Source organism: Streptosporangium sp. G11, from assembly GCF_051192615.1.
GTDB lineage: Bacteria > Actinomycetota > Actinomycetes > Streptosporangiales > Streptosporangiaceae > Streptosporangium.
This window is the reverse complement of record NZ_JBPJUQ010000001.1, coordinates 1-19,044: the sequence shown is the minus strand read 5'-3', so window position 1 is coordinate 19,044 and position 19,044 is coordinate 1. Positions and strand designations below refer to the sequence as shown.

Here is a 19,044-nt window from a genome sequence, read left to right as displayed (position 1 = left end):
TCAATTGGGAGCTTCCACCCCATCGCCAAACCAGACGGAATCCAGTGCCAAGAACTGGATCAAACGGGCACGCAGGTCGGCACCCGGAAGGCCGCGAAGGCACATGTAAGGTGCAAATCAACCCGAAGGCCGTCGGACGCAAGAGCGACTTATGGCCACAATCCATACCTAAACGCCCTCTGAGGGCCCGCCCGATCAGGGCTGGAGAAGCTTCACCAGGTAGGTGCTGATGTCCGCCAGCAGCGTCGAGGGCTTCACCGGGGCGCCTGCGACGGCGGAGAACAGGGCGGGCAACCCCGGCAGCGGGAAGCCGTCGTCTTCGGACGCCTCTCCGCCCACGCCGTTCTTGGCCAGGACGGTCCGGCTGCGCTCCCAGGCCTCGGTGACCTCCTCGGGGGAGGGCACCCCGAACCCGTGGCCCACCGGGGCCGCGTGGCGCAACCGCACCAGCGGGGTCTCGGCGAAGGCCAGGGCCACCCGGGAACGCAGCGCGAGGTCGTCGCGGCGGCCCGGCTCCACCCAGTCCATCGCGGTGCAGGGGTTGCGGCAGTCGGCCACGCAGGTGGCCAGCGCCCCGGCCACCTGGCTGTGCTGGCGGTCGAAGTAGGCGCGCCACCCCTCGGCCGGCTCACCGGCCACGCGCAGGGTCCGGTTGACGGCCGACTGCTCGGCCCTCGTGTGGTCGCAGTCGCGGTCGCCGATCACCCCGAACCTGCTGCCCGGCGCGGTGAGCCCCTCCGGCCAGCGCACCGGGTCTCCGGCGCTGCCGAGCACCGGCTCGAAGGCGAGCAGCGGGAGATACTCGCTGGCGATGTGGACGGCGGCGACCATCGGGCTCAGCTCGCGGCGGTGCCACCTGACCGCGATGACCTCCAGCAGCAGCCCGTACGCGGGCCGCAGCGACTCCAGCGCGCCGCGCGGCTGCTCGCGGGGCGTCTGCGGCATCGTGCAGGCCCGCGCCCGCCGCCTCAGGTCGCTCGGCACGGCCCGTGCCTCGGCGGCGAAGTCCTCGGCGTCGAGCGAGAGCAGCCGCTGGCCGAACTCGCACGCCGCCTCGATGTTGCCCGCGTCCTTCACGACGCCGGAGGCGAGGGCTCCGACGTCACCGAACGCGTATCTCCGGGCCAGGGAGATGAGCAGGTCACGCGCCGATTCCACGTGATTACCCTCTCATGACCCATGAGCGACAGGACCGGTGTCTCCATAAAGCGAGACGCGGGGTGCTTCCCGCGTTTGATGACTATTTCTATCAGTGTTTCCCAGGAACCACTCAAGGCCTCACCACGGGTGGCCCGGGCGGCGGAACGCCCCTCGCCGTGACGGCGAGGGGCGTCCGCGTGGTGCGTCTCCCGGCCTCCCGGTGACCGGGCCCGGCCGGGTGGCCGGGCCAGGTCGCGGGGCGGGAACCGGTCTCGCGACCTGGCCGGGCACCGTGACCGGACCCGCGACCGGTTCAGGCCGCCGAGGCGTCCTTGGCCTGGGCGCGCAGGGCGCGGCCGATGCTGTCGGCCCCTTCGAGCAGCAGGCGCTTGAGGGCGTGCGGCGGCTGGGTGGACGAGATGAGGTCCTGGGTCCTGGCGACCGTCTCGGGGGAGATGTTCAGCGCCGGGTAGCAGCCGTTCGCGAAGTTCTGGGCGCTGTCGGAGCTCCAGGACGCCCAGATCCTGCCGATCTCCTCGAAGTACTTCGCCCCGTAGGGCTCCAGCAGGTCCGGGTGGCGCGGGTCCATGAAGCCGGCGATCGTCGAGCGGAGCACCGCGCCGCTCAGCTTGCCCTCGGTGATCGCGGCCCAGGCGTTCGCCTTGCCCTGGGCGGTCGGGATCCCGGCGCGGCAGAGCGCGGCGGAGCGCTCGCCCGTCGCGGTGGCGTCGCGCAGCAGCTCCTGGGCGATGTCCTCCTCGCCGAGCAGGCCGCCGGAGACCAGGGCGCCGGTCAGCGTCCAGCGCAGGTCGGCGTCGACGGTGAGGCCGTCGAGCACCGTCTCGCCGTCCAGCAGCCCCTTCAGGAACGCCAGGTCCTCGGTGGAGGTGGCCACGGCCGACAGCGCGTTCAGGTAGGCGAGCTGGTGGTCGGAGCCGGGCGCGGCCGCGGCGGCCAGGCCGCGCAGCGAGGAGGCCAGCCGGGCCAGGCCCTCGGCGCGCCGGGCGGGGGCGCCGTACTGCTGGACGGCCAGGCGGACCTGGCGGAGCACGGTCTGGGCGACCGTGATGTCCGTGACCGACTCGATGTTGGAGATGACCAGGGTGAGGTAGTCGCGGGTGGTCATCTCGGCGTCGCGGGTCATGTCCCAGGCGGCCGACCAGCACAGCGCGCGGGGCAGGGACTCGGTGAACCTGCCGATGCCGCCCTCCGTCACGGTCCGCAGCGACCGCTCGTCGAGCCTGACCTTGGCGTACGTCAGGTCGTCGTCGTTGATCAGGACGAGGTCCGGCTGGACCTCGCCGACCAGCTCGGTCACGGCCGTGCGCGCGCCGACGACGTCCAGCTCGACCCGCTTGACGCGGGCCAGCTCGCCGTCCCGCGTGGAGTACAGGCCGATGGCGACGCGGTGCGAGCGCAGCGTCGGGTAGTCGGCGGGGGCCTCCTGGAGTACGTCGAACTCCAGGAAACGGCCCTCGGAGTCGACGGTGAACGACGGGCGCAGCGTGTTGACCCAGGAGGTCTCCAGCCACTCCTTCGACCAGGAGGACAGGTCGCGCCCCGAGGTGCGCTCCAGCGCGCCCAGCAGGTCCGCGAGCGTGGTGTTGCCCCAGGCGTGCTCGTTGAAGTAGTCGCGGACCCCGGCCAGGAAGTTGTCCAGGCCCACGTAGGCGACGAGCTGCTTGAGGACCGAGGCGCCCTTGGCGTACGTGATCCCGTCGAAGTTGACCTCGACCGCCTGCATGTCGACGATGTCGGCGGCGATCGGGTGGGTCGAGGGCAGCTGGTCCTGGCGGTAGGCCCAGGCCTTCTCGACGTTGGCGAAGGTCGTCCACGCGCCCTGGCCCCAGCGGGTGGCCTCGGCCTGGCAGAGCACCGAGGCGTAGGTGGCGAACGACTCGTTCAGCCACAGGTCGTCCCACCAGCGCATGGTGACCAGGTCGCCGAACCACATGTGCGCCATCTCGTGCAGGATCGTCTCGGCGCGGCGCTCGATCACCGCGTCGGTGACGCGCGAGCGGAAGACGTAGTCCTCCAGGAAGGTCACGCAGCCCGCGTTCTCCATCGCCCCGGCGTTGAACTCGGGGACGAAGAGCTGGTCGTACTTCCCGAACGGGTAGCGGAGGCCGAAGATCCTGTGGAAGAAGTCGAAGCCCTGCCTGGTCACCTCGAAGAGGTTGTCCGCGTCGAGGTGCTCGGCGAGAGAGGCCCGGCAGTACAGGCCCAGCGGGATGCCGTCGTGCTCGGAGGTCACCTTGTGGTACGGCCCCGCGCACAGCGCGGTGATGTAGGTCGACATCACCGGGGAGGGCGGGAAGTGCCAGCGCTTGGCCGCCTGGAGCGCGCCGTGCCTGCCGCGGTGCTCCGGCAGCTCCTCGGCCGCGTCGGGCGCCGCGTTGGAGATGACCTCCCAGTGGGACGGCGCGAGCACGGTCAGCTCGAATGCCGCCTTGAGGTCGGGCTGGTCGAAGCACGCGTACATCCGGTGCGCGTCGGCCGTCTCGAACTGGCTGTGCAGATAGACGCTCTTGTCGACCGGGTCGACGAAGCGGTGCAGGCCCTCACCGGTGCGGCTGTAGGAACAGTCGGCGTCCACGCGCAGCTCGTTGGTCTCGGCCAGGCCCGGCAGCGGCAGCCGCCCGGTCTCCGGGTCGTAGCCGTCCACGTCCAGCTCAACGCCGTTCAGAACTGCTTTGCGCACCTTGGCGCCGGCCAGATCGACGAACGTCCCCGCACCCGGGCGGGTGCTGGTGAAGCGGACCGTGGTGACGCTCTCGAAGCGCTCCTCACCCTCGGTCAGGTCGAGCTCCACCGCATAGGACTGCACGCTGAGCAGCCGTGCGCGCTCGCGCGCCTCGTCACGGGTCAGATTGCCTGCCACTACCGCTCCCTCTTCACAACTTCCCCCGCTCCATTGCTAAGGGGTGACTGAATCCTGCCATGTAAGGCCGCGGACCGCCGCTTCGCATCAGTCTGCGGGCTGATACCCAAGGCCGAGGATAAAGAGGCATGTCAAGGTAATAGTCCACCTGTGGAATAGGGAACTCCGCCATCCGGGTTGTCGCTACCGAAGAAGCCTCACGATCAGGAAGCCGGAAAAGATGACTGAGCGGACCCCTGTCGACCTCTGGTTCGATCCCTTCTGCCCGTTCGCGTGGATGACCTCTCGCTGGTTGCTGGAGGTCGAGAAGGTGCGGCCGATCGAGCCGCGCTGGCACATCATGAGCCTCAACGTGCTGAACGAGGACAAGGACGTCCCCGACACCTACCGCGAGATGATCGCCAGGGCCATCGGCCCGGTCCGGGTGGTCACCGCCGTGCAGGAGAAGTACGACTCCGAGACGGTCGGCCGCCTCTACACCGAGCTTGGCACCCGTTTTCACAACCAGCGCAAGATCAGGGAGCTCGACACGCTCCGCGAGACCGTCGAGGAGGCCCTGGAGGCCGCGGGGCTCGACCGCGCCTTCGCCGACGCGATGGACTCGACGGAGTTCGACGAGGCACTGCGCGCCTCGCACAACGACGGCATCGACCGGGTCGGCCAGGAGGTCGGCACCCCCGTGATCTCCGTCGACGGCGTCGCCTTCTTCGGCCCGGTCATCTCCCCGGCCCCCAAGGGCGAGGAGGCGGGCAAGCTCTGGGACGGTGTGCGCCTGGTGGCGGGCATCGACGGTTTCTTCGAGCTCAAGCGCTCCAGGACCCGAGAGCCGATCTTCGACTGATCCGTTCCGCCCGCCGTGCGCGACCGCGGCGGGCGGCGGCTCCGGCCGGGCTCGGCGCGCGACCCGCTGTGCTCCCGTACAAAGATCATTTTTGTATGGGAGTCGCGCCACGCTCGCCCTCGCGTAACAACGGCACGCACGCCAGGATGAGGGCATGCGTCACCTTTATCTGAACGGAGCCTGGCAGTCGTCCGCGTCGGGCGAGAGCATCGACGTGATCAATCCCGCGACCGAGGAGCTGATCGACAGGGTTCCCGCCGGGACGCCCGCCGACGTCGAGGCCGCCGTGGCCGCCGCCCGCGAGGCCTTCCCCTCCTGGTCCGCGACGGCCCCCGCCGAGCGGGGAAAAATTCTCGCCGCGGCCGCCGACCTGATACGAGAACGCTCCGACCAGATAGCCAGGATCATCGCCACGGACATGGGCGCCCCGTACGGCGTGGCGATGAGGGTGCACACGCTGATGCCCGCCGGGGTGCTGGCCTCGTACGCCCAGCTGGCCGAGACCTACGACTTCGAGGGCGGGCAGGTCGGCAACTCCCGCGTCTTCAGGGAGCCGGTCGGGGTGGTCGCCGCCATCACCCCCTGGAACTACCCCCTCCACCAGGTCGTCTGCAAGGTGGGCGCCGCGCTCGCCGCGGGCTGCACGGTTGTGCTGAAGCCCAGCGAGGTGGCGCCGCTGGCGGCCTTCGCGCTCGCCGGGATCCTCGACGAGGTCGGACTGCCCGCCGGGGTCTTCAACATGGTCAGCGGTCACGGCCCGGTGGTGGGCGAGGCCCTGGCCTCCCATCCCGGGGTGGACATGGTGTCGTTCACCGGCTCCACCCGGGCCGGGCGCCGGGTCGCCGTGCTCGCGGCCGAGACGATCAAGCGGGTGGCCCTGGAACTCGGCGGCAAGTCCGCCAGCCTGATCCTGCCGGACGCGGACCTGGGGACGGCGGTCAAGGCGACGGTGGCCAATGCCTTCATCAACTCCGGCCAGACCTGTTCGGCATGGACCCGCATGATCGTCCATCGCGACCAGTACGACGAGGCCGTCCGTCTCGCCGTCGAGGCCGCGGGCAGATACACCGTCGGCGACCCCTTCGACGAGGGGACCAGGCTCGGCCCGCTCGTGTCCGCGGCCCAGCGCGACCGGGTGGTCCGCTACATCAACCGGGGCCAGGAGGAGGGCGCCCGGCTGGTCGCCGGAGGCACCGACCGGCCCCTGGAGCGCGGCTTCTACGTCGCGCCCACGGTGTTCGCCGGGGTGGAGCCGGGGATGGTGATCGAGCAGGAGGAGATCTTCGGCCCGGTCCTCACGATCATCCCCTACCTCCGGGGCGAGGACGAGGCGGTCGCCATCGCCAACGGCACGCCGTACGGCCTGGCGGGCGCGGTGTGGGCGGGCGGCGAGCAACGGGCGGTCGCGGTCGCCCGGCGGCTGCGCACCGGCCAGGTGGCGGTCAACGGCGGCCAGTTCAACCCGCGGGCGCCCTTCGGCGGCTACAAGCAGTCGGGCCTCGGCCGCGAGCTGGGCGAGTTCGGGCTCGAGGAGTATCTGGAGATCAAAGCCGTCCAGCTCTGACGGCCGCCCGGCGGCCGCGAGGGGTCAGGGCGCCTGGAGCAGGACCTTCCTGGCGGCGTCCTTGGCCAGCCTGTCCACGTAGAGCCTGCCGTCGAGGTGGTCGGTCTCGTGCTGGAAGCAGCGCGCCAGCGTGCCGCGGGCCCTGATCCGGATCGGCCGCCCCAGCCGGTCCAGGCCGGTCACGGTGACCCCCGCGGCCCGGGGCGTCCTGGCGTAGATCGGGGTGCCGGTGCCGCGGTCGGGGACGGACAGGCAGCCCTCCTCGTCGAGGACCTCGGCGTCGTCGTCCACGGTCAGCTGCGGGTTGATCACATGACCCTTGCGGTTGCTGCAGTCGTAGACGAAGATCCGCTTCGACACGCCGATCTGCGGACCGGCCAGGCCGACGCCCCGCGCGGCGTACATCACCTCGAACATCTCGTCGATCATGCGCCGCAGGTCGCGGTCGAAGCCGGTGATCGGCTCGGCGGGCGTGCGCAGGACAGGGTCACCGACCACTCGGATGTCACGCATGTGGGGGCTCTCTCTTGTAAGGGTTACGTAAGCATTGCGGCTGTTACTCTAGCCGGGGGCCGGGTAGAGCCGCCCGCGCGTACCTGCGAAACTGGGCGGGTGCGCGTCTACATCGGTGCCGACCATGCCGGCTATGAGCTCAAGAACCGTGTCGTCTCCTGGCTGAAGGAGCACGGCCACGAGGTCACGGACTGCGGTCCTTTCGTCTACGACGAGGAGGACGACTACCCGCCGTTCGTGCTCCGCGCGGCCGAGGGCGTCGTGGAGGACCCGGGCAGCCTGGGCGTCGTCATCGGCGGCTCGGGCAACGGCGAGCAGATCGCGGCCAACAAGGTGCGCGGCGTCCGCGCCGCCCTGGCCTGGAGCGAGGAGACCGCCAGACTCGCCCGCGAGCACAACAACGCCAACGTCGTCAGCGTCGGCTCCCGGATGCACGAGCCCGAGGAGGCGATCCGGTTCGTCGAGGTCTTCCTCGGCACCACCTACTCCGGCGCCGAGCGGCACAACCGCAGGATCGCGCAGCTCACCTCGTACGAGACCATCGGCCAGCTCCCCTCGCTGCCGTAGCCCTCACCGGTGTCGCTCGCGGGGGGCGGGCTCCCCGCGTGACGGCTCCCGGCGCCCCCCGTTGCCCCCGTTGCGCGCGGGCTCCTTGCGGGGCGTCTCGTCGCGCAGGGGGCGGCGGTCCGCGGCCTCCTGCTGATCCCGCGACGGGCGTGAGACGTCTCGCGCCCGCATCGCGGTGATCGCGGTGATCTGCAAGCTCTGCAGTGCCATGCCAGCCACCATAACCCGCTCCGGCCCGCCCGAGAGGGTCCGGCCGGGCGGGTCCGATCGGTCCGAGCGGGTCTGAGCGGCTCCGGCCGGGACGGCTGTGGTCGTGGCCGCCGCCGGAAGATCGGAAGAGCCGCCTGAGGCGTCGTCAGAAGATCAGACCGGCCCAGGGGGCGGGGTCCCACGACATGGCGGTGGACAGCTCCCGCAGGGCCCCCGCACGCGTCTCCCGTACCACCCCCGCCGCCAGCAGCGCCGCCAGCGGCCGCCCGCCCAGGTAGGCGGCGCCCAGCACGGAGACGGGCAGGGTCAGGTCGGCGGGGTCGTCGGAGGGCGCGCAGCGGGCGCCCGAGGTGTCGGCCGTCAGCCGCCAGCGGCGCGCGTTCCACGGGCACAGGGCGTCCTCGACCTCGATCACCACGTCCACCGGCGCGCTGTAGCGGCGGGCGGGAAGGGCCCGCTCGACGTCCACGACGCGGACCCACAGGTCGTCCAGCCAGAGCGCGTGGAGCTTGCGCGGCTCGGCCAGCAGGTGGATCAGCGGGTCGTCCGAGGGCCGGCTCTGGGCGGCGACGTGCGAGACCAGGTCGCGGTCCAGGACGTGCCGCCAGAGCAGCGCGTAGGCGGCGGGATCGAGGCCGAACAGCTCCTTGAGCCGCAGCTCGCCGACGGGAAGGTCGTGGTCGTCGAAGGAGGCCTTGATCCGGAAGAGCGCGTAACCGCGCGGGCCGCCGTCGTCCTCGGCGATGACGGCGCGCAGCGGGCCGGCGCCGCCCTGGTCGGACTCGTGGTCGGTCAGCACCCCGTCCCAGCGTGCGGGCGTGCGGGCGTACAGTCCCGGACGCTCCTCGAACGCCGACTCGTAGATCTTCTCGAAGACGGACCTGGCGTTCGCGGGCCTGACGACGCGCAGCCGCAGGGCGGGATCGACCGGGGCGTGCCGGGTGAAGGCCGCGTCGGCCGTGGGGATCCGGAAGACCATGCAGTCCGCGGCCCTGCCGTAGCCGTAACGCCCGTAGATGGCCGCCTCGGAGGCGTAGAGGGCGGCGACCGCCTCGCCCCGCTCGTGCAGGTCGGAAAGCTGGCGGGTCATCAGCGAGGAGAGAACGCCCCGGCGGCGGTGCGAGGGCAGCACGCCGACCGCGGTGACGCCGCCGACCGGGATCGGGCCGCCGGGCACGTTCATGCTGAAGCTGTACACCGCGGTGGTGCCCACGAGCAGGTCGCCGTCGAACACGCCGAGCGAGCGGTCGAACTCGAGGTTGCGCCTGAAGATCTCCTGCCGGTGTTCCGGGACGGCGACGCCGAACGCCTCCTCGTCCACGGTGTTCCAAGCGGACCATTCGGCTTCGCTGATCGGGCGCAGGCTGAGAGTCATCTTCCAAACGGTAGTAGGGGACAAACAGTTCCGGCCATCTAATATCCCTGCTTAATGATCAAGGCGTTGGTCAAGTGGGCTGCCCAAAGGGGGGATAGCCAGATACAGTCGAGCGCATCATGAGTTCCCGTCCGGTGCCGCTGCTCCCTCCGGCGCTCCGCGCGTTCCTGGTCCGTGTCCCGCTTCTCGTCCCCATCGTGCGCTTCCTGCGGCGCGGCCCCCTGGCGCGCGACCGGAACCTGCTCATCACCCTGACCCTGCTGACCCTGCTGATCGGCGGGCTGGCCGCAAGGGTCTCCATGGAGTGGTTCTCCCCGGCGCTCATGATCCCGGTCACCCTTGTGGCCGGGCTCCAGCTCCGGCTGAACAGTCTCGTCAAGCTGCTGTGCGCGGTCGCGGTCTCCCTGATCTACGTGGCCGTGGTGCGGGGGGTGGGACACATCGGTCCCGGCCTGCTGGTCACCTTCGGCTTCACCGCGGTGCTGGCCGCGCTGATGGCCCGCACCCGCGGCAAGCTCGGCGTGCAGGGCCTGCGCGGCGACGCGATGCTGCTGGAGCTGCGCGACCGTCTCAAGAGCCAGAGCGACCTGCCCCCGCTGCCCAAGGAGTGGGGCTCCAAGGTCGTGCTCAAGCAGGCCGGGGGCTCCTCCTTCGGTGGAGACTTCCTGGTCTCCGTGCGCGAGGGCGACACGATGGAGCTCGCCCTGGTCGACGTGTCGGGCAAGGGCGTCGACGCGGGCACCCGGGCACTGCTGCTGTCGGGCGCCTTCGGCGGGCTGCTCGGCTCGGTCGCCGACTTCCTGCCCGCCTGCAACACCTACCTGCACCGCCAGCGCGAGGCCGAGGGCTTCGTCACGGCGGTCCACCTGCGGCTCAACCTCGTCACGGGCGAGTACGTCATCACCTCGGCCGGTCACCCCCCGGTGGTCAAGTTCGAGTCGGGCACCGGGACGTGGCGGGTCTCCCCGGCCAAGGGGGTCGTCCTCGGCGTCGTGCCCGACCTGCACTGCGAGGCCGACCAGGGGATGCTGCGCAGGGGCGACGCGCTCATGCTCTACACCGACGGCCTGATCGAGCAGCCGGGACGCGACATCGACGCGGGCCTCGACCGCCTGCTGGGAGAGGCCGAGCGCCTGGTGCCCTCGGGGTTCCGCGACGGCGCCCGCAACCTGGTCGCCTCCATGTCGGCGGGCCACAACGACGACTGCGCCCTCATCCTCATCTGGCGCCCCTGAACGGCGCGTCTCACCGTTTTCCCGAACGGCACGTCTCCCGGGGCCTTTGGGAGCCGAGGAGGGATCAGAGCCACCCGGAGTCGCCGGCGATGCGTACGGCGTCGAGACGGTTGCGCGCCTGGGTCTTGCACATGATCCGCGACAGGTGGTTGCGGACCGTTCCCACGGAGAGGAACAGCTGGTCGGCGATCTCGTTGGACCTGGCCCCCTGCGCGACCAGCCGGAGCACGTCGAGCTCCCTGCGGGTCAGGGGGTTGTCCGCCGACCTCAGGGCCGCCACCGCGAGCTCGGAGTCGACCGCGCGACGGCCGGCCGCCACCTGGCGGACGCCGTGGGCCAGTTGCTCGGAGCCGACCTCCAGGCTCATGAACCCGAGCGCGTGGACGGCGAAGGCCCGGCGGACCTGCCCCGGGCTGGGGTCGCGCGACAGCAGGAGGATCCGGCAGCCGGGGGCCTCCTCGTGCAGCCGGAGGGCGACGGTGAAACCGCTGACGTCCGGCAGGTCGAGATCGATGACCGCCGTCTCCGGCTCGTGCCGCAGGACGGCGGGAAGCACGTCCTGTCCGGCGGCCACGCCGGCCACCACCTTCATGTCGTTCTCGTTCTCCAGCGTCGCCACCAGGCCGCGCCGGACCAGGGGAAGATGCTCGGCAACCAGGATCCCGATCAAAACGCTCCTCTCTCCCGCCTCACCTTCATCACAGGGTGTTCGTGTGATCGCTGAATGTCAACGGAGTGCGTCCGATCGGTGAAGAGAGCGCAAACGGCCCGATCGGTAGAGCGGCCGGGAACGCCGCCTTCCGCGGCGGCGTGGGGGCCGGATACTTGGGCTAACCTCTTATGGGGCATTGTCGGTGAAACCGCGATGGGGGTATGAACCTGTGAGCTGGCTCTCCGTGGTCGGGGTCATCGTCTTCCTTGTGGGGCTGATGGTGTCGATCGGGCTGCACGAGATCGGCCACCTGGTGCCGGCCAAGCTGTTCGGTGTCAAGGTCACGCAGTACATGGTGGGGTTCGGCCCGACGATGTGGTCGCGCCGCAAGGGCGACACCGAGTACGGCATCAAGTGGCTCCCGCTCGGCGGTTACATCCGCATGATCGGCATGCTGCCGCCCCGGCCCACCGACGCCCCCGGCAAGGTGCGCTCGGTCTCCACGGGCCCCTGGCAGGGCCTGATCGAGAACGCCCGCGACGTGGCCCTCGAGGACGTGCGGCCGGGCGACGAGGACCGGGTCTTCTATCGCAAGCCCTGGTGGCAGAAGGTCATCATCATGTCCGGCGGCCCGGCGATGAACTTCGTGCTGGCGTTCGTCCTGTTCGGCGTCGTGCTCATGGGGTTCGGCATCCCCACGCAGAAGACCGAGATCGCCTCGATCCCGCAGTGCGTGAAGACCGCCGCCGACTACGCCAAGAACCCCGAGTGCACCGCGGCCGACAGGCCCAGCCCGGCCAGCGTGGCGGGGCTGAGGCCGGGAGACGTCATCGTGTCCGTGGCGGGCAGGCCCGCCGCGAGCTGGGACGCCGCGACGCGGGCCATCCGCGACCACGGCGCGGGTCCGATCGCGATCGGCATCAGGCGGGCCGGTCAGGATCTGACCGTCAACGCCGCCCTCATCGCCCAGGACCGCGAGTCGCTGGACGAGCCCGGCAAGATCGAAAAGGGTGTCGGATACCTCGGGGTCAGCCCGAAGATCGTCATCGAGCAGCAGAGCTTCGGCGCGGTGGCAGCGCACATGGGGGATCTCACCTCGGCCACCGCCGCCTCGCTGCTCAGGTTCCCCGAGAAGATGGTGGGCGTCTGGCACGCCGCCTTCTCCGGTGACGAGCGCGACAGGAACGGGCCGATCGGTGTCATCGGCGTCAGCCGCATCGGCGGTGAGATCGCCGCCGCCTCGATCCCGCTGGAAAACAAGATCGTCGTCTTCATCAACCTGCTGGCGGGCTTCAACCTGGCGATCGGCCTGTTCAACCTGATCCCGCTGCTTCCCCTGGACGGCGGCCACATCGCGGGCGGCCTGTGGGAGGGCCTCAAGCGCGGCTTCGCCCGCGTCGCCCGCCGCCCCACGCCCGGCCACGTCGACATCGCCAAGGCGCTTCCCCTCACCTACGCGATCGCCTTCCTGATGATCATCATGGCGGGCCTGCTGATGTACGCCGACCTGGTCAACCCGGTCCGCCTGTCCGGCTGACCGCCTCCCGCCCCGGTACGGGTCGACGAGGCGCCCCCGGGCGCGGCACGTCCCGCGCGAGACACCCGCCCGCAGGGGTTAGGGTGACGCCTTGAGATCCTCCCCTGCCCGAAGCCGGGGGATTCGACAAAATCGGGAGACCAGCATGCCCGCCCGTTCCGTGTTCACTCCAGGCTCCGAAGGGCCGGGCATCCACGCCGCCGGTGCCCCGGCGGGCGGGGGGACGCCCGGAGCGGTGGTCGACGTGGCCCTGTTCCGGTTGCGCCGGATCTGGTCGCGGCCACTGCGCGCCCGCAGGGCCGGGGAGCCGCAGCGGCCGGTGCACATGTCGAACGTGATGGTCGTGCACGCCGTGCACAAGCTGGACCTGGACGTGCCCGAGGTGACCGTGGGCGCCGTCGCCGAGCAGCTGGGCGTCGATCCCTCCACCGCCAGCAGGCTGGTCAACGACGCGGTCGGCGCGGGGTTCGTGGAGCGCGAGGAGTCGGCCGTGGACGCCAGGCGGGCCCGGCTCGTGCTGAGCGAGCGGGGCCGCCGCGTGCTGGAGGTGGTGATCCGCCACCGGCGCACCTACCTGGACGGCCTGATGGCCGACTGGGACGAGCCGGACCGCGAGGCCTTCGCCCGGCTTCTCGGCCGTTTCGCCGAGGCCGCCATCGCCCGCCCGGCGAACCTGGCCGGCCTCGACCGGGCGATCGCCGAAACACTCGCCGGAACTCTCGCGGAGACCTCCGCCCCGGGCTGACCCGGCCGTCTTCCCGTTTCCCCGCCGGCCCGTCCTCACCGGGGCGTCCGTGCCCGGTTGGCGGCGCTACTCGCCGGTGACCCCGTCGATTCGCTGGCGGATGAGGTCAGCGTGACCGTTGTGCCGGGCGTACTCCTCGATCATGTGGACGAGGATCCAGCGCAGCGAGACGTCGTGGTCGTTGCGTTGCCTCTTGCCGATGGTGTCCATGGGGAGCCCGGCGGACAGCTCGCGCGCGTGCGCGACCTCGCCCCGCCAGCGGGCGAACGCCTGCTCCGCCGTGCTGGTCTCCAGGGTGTCGAAGTCGCCGTCGGGATCGTCGTCGGAATAGTAGAACGGGGCGACGCCCTCGCCGTTGAGGACGTTGCGGAACCAGTTGCGCTCGACCTCGGCCATGTGGCGGACCAGGCCGAGCAGGGAGAGCGTGGACGGTTCGGCGGAACGGATGCGGAGCTGCTCGTCCGAGAGCCCGGCGCACTTCACGGCCAGGGTCTCCCGGTGCCAGTCCAGCCAGGAGTGCAGCATGGTGCTCTCGTCGGCGACGAAGGCGGGGTCAACGCGTGTGTCGGTCATGGCGCCCCATCCTGTCGTCGCGCGGGGCCGCTGTCATACCCTTTTCGCGCCGGTCGCGCTGGGCGCGACATTTCGTCGGCAATAAGGCTATATGTCCGCTTCTGGGCATCTCTCGCGGGTGGCTTCGGCGGCCGTCCGCCGCCGATGGGAAAGACCTGGCCCGCGCGAGGGCCTGGGGTGCGCCTCGCCCGGCCGCAGGGGTGCCGGAGGGCGCGTGCGCATTGGTATATGTCATCACTGTCCACTGTTTAGTCACCACGTTCTATTACAAGTGCGACTCGACCCTTCACCTGCCCTCAACAATCCCACCGAGGGCATATAGGCGAGCCCACAGAGCAACGTAGGCAATTCACCCCGCTGTGACCTCGGTCGGCCCACCGTGACACCCGGGGCTCCACGAAGGAGGTGTCAATATTCGCCCGGGTGGATCGGTGGATTGGTGATGAAAATCTGGCACGCGGCCAGAGGTTCGTCATAGGAGCATTCAGGTCGAGTGCTGCCTTTCCCCGTTCAATCCAGATTGTTTCCTCGATCGGTAATGATTTCCCATCGGCTCGCGGCCGGTCCTCTCCCATACCGGGTTCGCCGCCATTCTGGGATTCGCCGGTGCCCGATTTACTGTGGAGGGGTTTCAGCGTTCGTCGTGACGGCCTCCCGCGGTCGGTCACGCCGAAAAGTGATCGAGCTGGATGGATCCGGAAAGAAGGCGTTCCCAGGTGCGCGCGAATTCAGAGAAGATACTTGTCGTCGGGGCCGGGGTAAGCGGGTTGACCAGCGCGCTGTGCCTGGCCAGGGAAGGGTTCCGCGTCACAGTCATCGCGGAGAGATTCGCCCCCGACATCGTCTCGGTCGTCGCGGGAGCGCTGTGGGAGTGGCCACCCGCCGTGTGCGGCTACCACCACGACCAGATCTCGCTCGCCCGCTCCAAGAACTGGTGCGTCACCTCGTACGAGATGTTCGAGAAGCTGGCCCGGGCCAGGGTTCCCGGGGTGTCCATGCGAAGGTCCAACTTCTATTTCAAGCACCCCGTCGAGGAGAGCCCGCACGATCTCCACAAGATGCAGGAACTCGCGGGGAAGGTGCGCGGCTTCGTCCGCGACCCGTCGCTCGCCGAGCGCAACGGCGTCAGCCCCGACTACGGCGTGGTCGACGCGTACTCGCACATGGCGCCCATGATCGACACCGACCAGTACATGGCCTGGCTGATGCGGCAGGTCAAAATCCACGGTGTGCGGGTCGAGCGGTACCGGGTCGAGGGATTGCTGGCCGAGCGGAAGGCCGAGCTCCTCGACCGCTTCGACGCCGAGGTGATCGTCTGCTGCGCGGGTCTCGGCACCGCCGGGCTCCGCGGCATCGGCATGTACCCGCTGCGCGGTGCGCTGGTACGGGTCCGCAACGACGGGCTGCGCGGGCGCCGGATCCGCGAGGCCCACTGCGTCTCCCACGACGAGGAGAACAAGGACGAGCAGGACATCGTCTTCATCGTGCCGCGCAATCCGAGGCTCCTCGTTCTCGGGGGACTGGCGGAGAAGGACGAGTGGGACACCGGAATCAACCTGGAGAACCACCGGCCCGTGCGGGAGATGTACGAGCGATGCCTGGCCTTCATGCCAGCGCTGCGACACGCCAGGCTGGATCCCGACGAGCCGGTACGGGTGGGGCTGCGGCCGTTCCGGAACGAGAACGTCTGTCTTGAGTGGGACGACGAGGAACAGGTCGTCTACAACTTCGCGCACGGCGGAGCCGGGTTCAGTTTCTCCTGGGGCTGCGCCCAGGAGGCCGTCGGCCTGGTGCGCGCAGCGATAGAGGACCGCAAGTACTCGTATTCCTTCTGACGGATCGCGCCCGAGAGCGGATAGGCGTTAAAAATGCGGAGAACCATCAAGTGCTTCCTGGTCGCGAACTCGGCCCTCGTGCTCACCGCGTGCCTGCCATTCGGTGTCGTGAACACCGGTGTCATGTCGTCGCGGCATTCCGGGCTGCCCATTCCCCATGAGCGCCCTCCCGCGCCCCGTGCCGAGCACACCCCGCTGTCACGGTTTCCCCTCCTTCGCCCCGGCGACAGGAGCGCCCAGGTCCGGGAGGTCCACCGGCGCCTCGACCGGCTGGGATTCGAGCCGGGAGATCTCAGCGACGAGTACCATCCCGCGCTGCGCGCGGCCGTGTGGGCCTTCCAGAAGGCGAACGGGCTGCCTCCCGCCGACCAGGTCGACCCGCAGACCTGGAGGGCGCTCTCCCGCCCCGCGCGCCTGCGGCCGCTGGTGTCGTACGGGGCGCCCACGAGGGTGGAGATCGACCTGCGCCGCCAGCTGCTCACGGCGTGGAGGGACGGCAGGCCCGCGCTGGTCTCGCACATCTCGACCGGTAACGGCGAGCACTACTGCAAGAAGGGAAACTGCGGGGTCGCCGTCACGCCCACCGGTGACTTCCGCGCCTGGTTCCGGACACCCGGATGGACCAGCGGGCCACTGGGAGACCAGTTCTACACCATCTATTTCAACGAGGGCATCGGCTTCCACGGCTCGGAGCGGGTCCCCCGGCATCCCGCGTCCCACGGGTGCATCCGGGTCCCGCTCCACAACGCCAAGGCGCTCTTCGACATGACGCCGGTGGGAACCCCGGTCTACGTCCGGCGGCCCGAGGCTCCCGAGCCTCCGGAGCGCTCCACGTCTCCCGAGCGTCCCGAGCGTCCCGAACGCCCCGGGTCTCCCGAGTCCCCTTGAACCACCCGGGCGTGATGGCGGGGCGATTATTCGTCTCCGCCATCACCGTTTTCGTAGGGTTTTTCAGGGACGCGCCGGATGGGAGACTCCCGGCGTGGAGTTTCTTGTACTCGGGCCTCTCGAAATCGTGCACGACGGGCGATCCGTCGCTCCCAGCGCGGCCAAGGACAGGGCGTTTCTCGGCGAACTGCTCGCCCATCCCGGCAGGCTGATCACCAACGAGCACCTGGCCGACGTCCTCTGGCAGGATCGGCTTCCCGCGAATCCGGCGAACGCCGTCCAGGTGAGGGCCTCGCGGCTGCGCGCGACACTCCGCTCCATCGCCCGTGCGGAGGTGGCCGGGCAGGTCCTGGTCAGCCGCTCCGGCGGGTACGAACTGAACCTCGACCACGCCGGTACGGACGTCGCGCGTTTCGAGGAGACCCTTTCCCGAGGTGACGCGCTCGCGTTGCGGGAGGGACTGGCGATCTGGCGGGGAAAGCCGTTCTCCGACGTGCCGCCGACCCCCTGTGTCGAGATCCAGGTCGCGAGGCTGGAAGAACTCAGGTTGTCCGCGATGGAGTCGTACGCGGACCTCTGTCTCGACGAGGCGAACGTCCCGGCCACCCTGGTCGCCGAGCTCGCGGACGAGGTGGCGCGGAGCCCGCTCCGCGAGTCCCTGCAGTTTCGGCTGGTCCGGGCCCTGCACATGATCGGCAGATCCGCCGAGGCGCTGACGGTCTACGAACGGCTCCGCAGGACCCTCGCCGACGAGCTCGGAACCGACCCCCGGCCCGAACTCCGCCGCCTGCATCTTGAGATCGTCGCGGAGCACGGCGCGGACGTGGCGGGGCCTTCGGCGCCGGTGACGCTCCTGCCGGAGAGGGGAAACGCGACGGCGGCCTCCGAAGAGCATGTCGCCGGCCTCGCCCCCGGCTCCGGCCCCGCCCCTGCCTCCGGCTCCGGCTCCGGCCTCGGTCCCGGCCGCGTGCCGCCCGAGCGGACCGGGGCGTCCCGCCGCCGGCTCTCTCCCGTCACCCTGGCCGGCCTCGCCTGCCTGCTCGGGCTCGGAGGGGCCGGAGGGTACTGGTTGCTCCAGGAGCAGGCGCGCTCCGGCGCACCCGCGGGGGCCGTCGCGACCGGCGTCCCGCAGCAGTCTCCCAGTCCCAAACGGCCCATTCCCGGCGACAGCTCGCGGCTGGACGCCGACGTCACCTACCCCGACGGCAGTGAGGTCAAGGTGGGGGAGCGGTTCGTGAAGACCTGGAAGATCACGAACACCGGTTCGGTCCCCTGGCGCGGTCGCAGGCTGGCCCGCCAGCCGCTCCAGCCGGGAGCCGACGGGTGCGACTCGCCGACCTCGATACCGCTCCGCGACACCGACCCCGGCCAGCCGGTGCTGATAAACGTGTCCGTCGAGGCGCGATCGACGCCGGGAAGATGCAAGGTCTACTGGAAGATGATCGACGCGCAGGGAGTGCCCTTCATGCCTCACCTGTCCGGCATCTTTTTCGACGTGAACGTCGTTCCCTAGCGTCCACGATCCTGACTTGCGACTTCACCGGCCGGTGACGCGTACAGCGATCGTGCAGGATCCCGCCGGCGCCCCGTGCAGGAAAAGTGAAGCGTTCCGGTCCACGCTGCTTCTGCCCACCCCGCCTCGCCGTCGTACGGACGGCGAACGGTGGTAGGCGCCTCTCCCGCTCCCGACCGGAAAGTACGCGTGATGAAGAGAGAACTCGTCCAGGCCATCGCGGTGAGCGTCCTCGCCCTGCCGATGCTGGCCGGTCTCAGCGGATCGGCCCAGGCCGAGACCAACCCCCGCTGCTCCAGCGTGACGCAGATCGGGACGACCGCCCACGTCACCTCCGGCGGCCGGACGTTCGCCTCGGTGAAGCAGTTCAAGGGATGCAACAAGAACTGGGCCTACGTCTACGTCTGGACCGACTGGCGCAACAGCCACAGTTCGTGGGACGCGTGCGCCGCGGTCACCACCCGGTCCTCCTCGGGGGGAACGACCGTGGAGGACCCCAGCTGTAACAGCGGCCGGTTCACCGAACTGTGGTCGCACGGCGCGAGCACACTGTCGCAGTGCACCCGGGCACTCGGCTGGAAGGGGTACGGGCCGTTCCCCGACTCCAACGACCCGAAGGCCTCCACGAGCGAGCGTTGCTGACCTCCGGGTGCGGGACGGGGTGAACGTGGGCCATCCCGTCAAGCCCGGACCGGACCTACAGGGAGGAATCATGAAGAAACTCTTTACGGGCGTCGTCGCCCTGACCGCCGTCATCGGCGCGTCGGCCACGTTCGCCCTCCCGGCGAGCGCGGCGAGCGCCGCCAGGCCCGGCTGCGGATCGAGTTACGCGTTCCTGAAGTCCTACCCGATCAAGGGGCTGGACAGCGGGGCCACCGGCGGATACGTGTCGGTGTACTACTGAGCGAGAAAGCCGAGCGTTACATCGGCTCGGAGATCATGAGGCCGGTCTGGGCGATGAACCCGGCCAGGAGC

General features: G+C 70.1%; 18 protein-coding genes. 11 read left to right on the top strand and 7 right to left on the bottom strand.

What is annotated here, in order from left to right; all coding sequences use genetic code 11:
* Positions 1–195: 195 nt before the first annotated feature.
* Positions 196–1,158, bottom strand: coding sequence for a hypothetical protein (locus ACSDR0_RS00090; RefSeq protein WP_435286590.1), 963 nt, complete (start codon positions 1,156–1,158; stop codon positions 196–198).
* Positions 1,159–1,453: 295 nt separating this feature from the next.
* On the bottom strand, positions 1,454–4,021 hold the full coding sequence (pepN, locus tag ACSDR0_RS00085; protein ID WP_435286589.1) for an aminopeptidase N: 2,568 nt from the start codon (positions 4,019–4,021) through the stop codon (positions 1,454–1,456).
* Positions 4,022–4,241: 220 nt separating this feature from the next.
* Between pepN and ACSDR0_RS00080 the strand changes: the two genes are divergently transcribed.
* A complete protein-coding gene (locus ACSDR0_RS00080) occupies positions 4,242–4,862 on the top strand; it encodes a mycothiol-dependent nitroreductase Rv2466c family protein (RefSeq protein WP_435286588.1) in 621 nt (206 codons plus the stop codon).
* Between the two features lie 154 nt (positions 4,863–5,016).
* Positions 5,017–6,426, top strand: coding sequence for an aldehyde dehydrogenase family protein (locus tag ACSDR0_RS00075; RefSeq protein WP_435286587.1), 1,410 nt, complete (start codon positions 5,017–5,019; stop codon positions 6,424–6,426).
* Positions 6,427–6,450: 24 nt separating this feature from the next.
* On the opposite strand, the gene def is transcribed toward ACSDR0_RS00075, so the two are convergent.
* A complete protein-coding gene (def, locus tag ACSDR0_RS00070; protein ID WP_435286586.1) occupies positions 6,451–6,939 on the bottom strand; it encodes a peptide deformylase in 489 nt (162 codons plus the stop codon).
* Positions 6,940–7,038: 99 nt separating this feature from the next.
* Here def and ACSDR0_RS00065 point away from each other — a divergent pair, with 99 nt between their 5' ends.
* Positions 7,039–7,506 (top strand): ribose-5-phosphate isomerase, encoded by a 468-nt coding sequence (locus tag ACSDR0_RS00065; protein ID WP_435286585.1) that lies wholly within the window; start codon positions 7,039–7,041, stop codon positions 7,504–7,506.
* A gap of 3 nt (positions 7,507–7,509) precedes the next feature.
* Here ACSDR0_RS00065 and ACSDR0_RS00060 read toward each other — a convergent pair whose 3' ends face one another.
* Both ACSDR0_RS00060 and ACSDR0_RS00055 read right to left on the bottom strand, forming a co-directional pair.
* Positions 7,510–7,716: a hypothetical protein gene (locus ACSDR0_RS00060; RefSeq protein ID WP_435286584.1), complete on the bottom strand. Its 207-nt coding sequence runs from the start codon at positions 7,714–7,716 to the stop codon at positions 7,510–7,512.
* Positions 7,717–7,861: 145 nt separating this feature from the next.
* Positions 7,862–9,091 carry a GNAT family N-acetyltransferase gene (locus tag ACSDR0_RS00055; protein WP_435286583.1) on the bottom strand — a complete coding sequence of 410 codons (1,230 nt, stop codon included), beginning with the start codon at positions 9,089–9,091 and terminating at the stop codon, positions 7,862–7,864.
* 119 nt (positions 9,092–9,210) lie between these two features.
* On the opposite strand from ACSDR0_RS00055, the gene ACSDR0_RS00050 reads away from it, so the two are divergent.
* A complete protein-coding gene (locus tag ACSDR0_RS00050) occupies positions 9,211–10,326 on the top strand; it encodes a PP2C family protein-serine/threonine phosphatase (RefSeq protein ID WP_435286582.1) in 1,116 nt (371 codons plus the stop codon).
* Between the two features lie 64 nt (positions 10,327–10,390).
* On the opposite strand, the gene ACSDR0_RS00045 is transcribed toward ACSDR0_RS00050, so the two are convergent.
* Positions 10,391–10,996 carry a response regulator transcription factor gene (locus ACSDR0_RS00045; protein WP_435286581.1) on the bottom strand — a complete coding sequence of 202 codons (606 nt, stop codon included), beginning with the start codon at positions 10,994–10,996 and terminating at the stop codon, positions 10,391–10,393.
* 211 nt (positions 10,997–11,207) lie between these two features.
* Between ACSDR0_RS00045 and ACSDR0_RS00040 the strand changes: the two genes are divergently transcribed.
* Both ACSDR0_RS00040 and ACSDR0_RS00035 read left to right on the top strand, forming a co-directional pair.
* Complete coding sequence (locus ACSDR0_RS00040) at positions 11,208–12,515, top strand: M50 family metallopeptidase (RefSeq protein ID WP_435286580.1); 1,308 nt, start codon at positions 11,208–11,210, stop codon at positions 12,513–12,515.
* Between the two features lie 145 nt (positions 12,516–12,660).
* Positions 12,661–13,260, top strand: a complete 600-nt coding sequence (locus ACSDR0_RS00035) for a MarR family winged helix-turn-helix transcriptional regulator (RefSeq protein WP_435286579.1) — start codon at positions 12,661–12,663, stop codon at positions 13,258–13,260.
* Positions 13,261–13,326: 66 nt separating this feature from the next.
* Here ACSDR0_RS00035 and ACSDR0_RS00030 read toward each other — a convergent pair whose 3' ends face one another.
* Positions 13,327–13,833, bottom strand: a complete 507-nt coding sequence (locus ACSDR0_RS00030; protein ID WP_435286578.1) for a DinB family protein — start codon at positions 13,831–13,833, stop codon at positions 13,327–13,329.
* A gap of 716 nt (positions 13,834–14,549) precedes the next feature.
* Between ACSDR0_RS00030 and ACSDR0_RS00025 the strand changes: the two genes are divergently transcribed.
* The 5 genes from ACSDR0_RS00025 to ACSDR0_RS00005 all read left to right on the top strand — a co-directional run bounded on the left by ACSDR0_RS00025 (position 14,550) and on the right by ACSDR0_RS00005 (position 18,973).
* The gene (locus ACSDR0_RS00025; RefSeq protein WP_435286577.1) at positions 14,550–15,668 is read left to right on the top strand and encodes an FAD-dependent oxidoreductase; all 1,119 of its coding nucleotides are present in this window, start codon (positions 14,550–14,552) and stop codon (positions 15,666–15,668) included.
* 33 nt (positions 15,669–15,701) lie between these two features.
* On the top strand, positions 15,702–16,556 hold the full coding sequence (locus tag ACSDR0_RS00020; RefSeq protein WP_435286576.1) for a L,D-transpeptidase family protein: 855 nt from the start codon (positions 15,702–15,704) through the stop codon (positions 16,554–16,556).
* Positions 16,557–16,650: 94 nt separating this feature from the next.
* Positions 16,651–18,069, top strand: a complete 1,419-nt coding sequence (locus tag ACSDR0_RS00015; RefSeq protein ID WP_435286575.1) for a BTAD domain-containing putative transcriptional regulator — start codon at positions 16,651–16,653, stop codon at positions 18,067–18,069.
* A 192-nt stretch (positions 18,070–18,261) separates the two neighbouring features.
* On the top strand, positions 18,262–18,711 hold the full coding sequence (locus ACSDR0_RS00010) for a hypothetical protein (protein WP_435286574.1): 450 nt from the start codon (positions 18,262–18,264) through the stop codon (positions 18,709–18,711).
* Positions 18,712–18,781: 70 nt separating this feature from the next.
* Positions 18,782–18,973, top strand: coding sequence for a hypothetical protein (locus ACSDR0_RS00005; RefSeq protein ID WP_435286573.1), 192 nt, complete (start codon positions 18,782–18,784; stop codon positions 18,971–18,973).
* Positions 18,974–19,044: the final 71 nt, after the last annotated feature.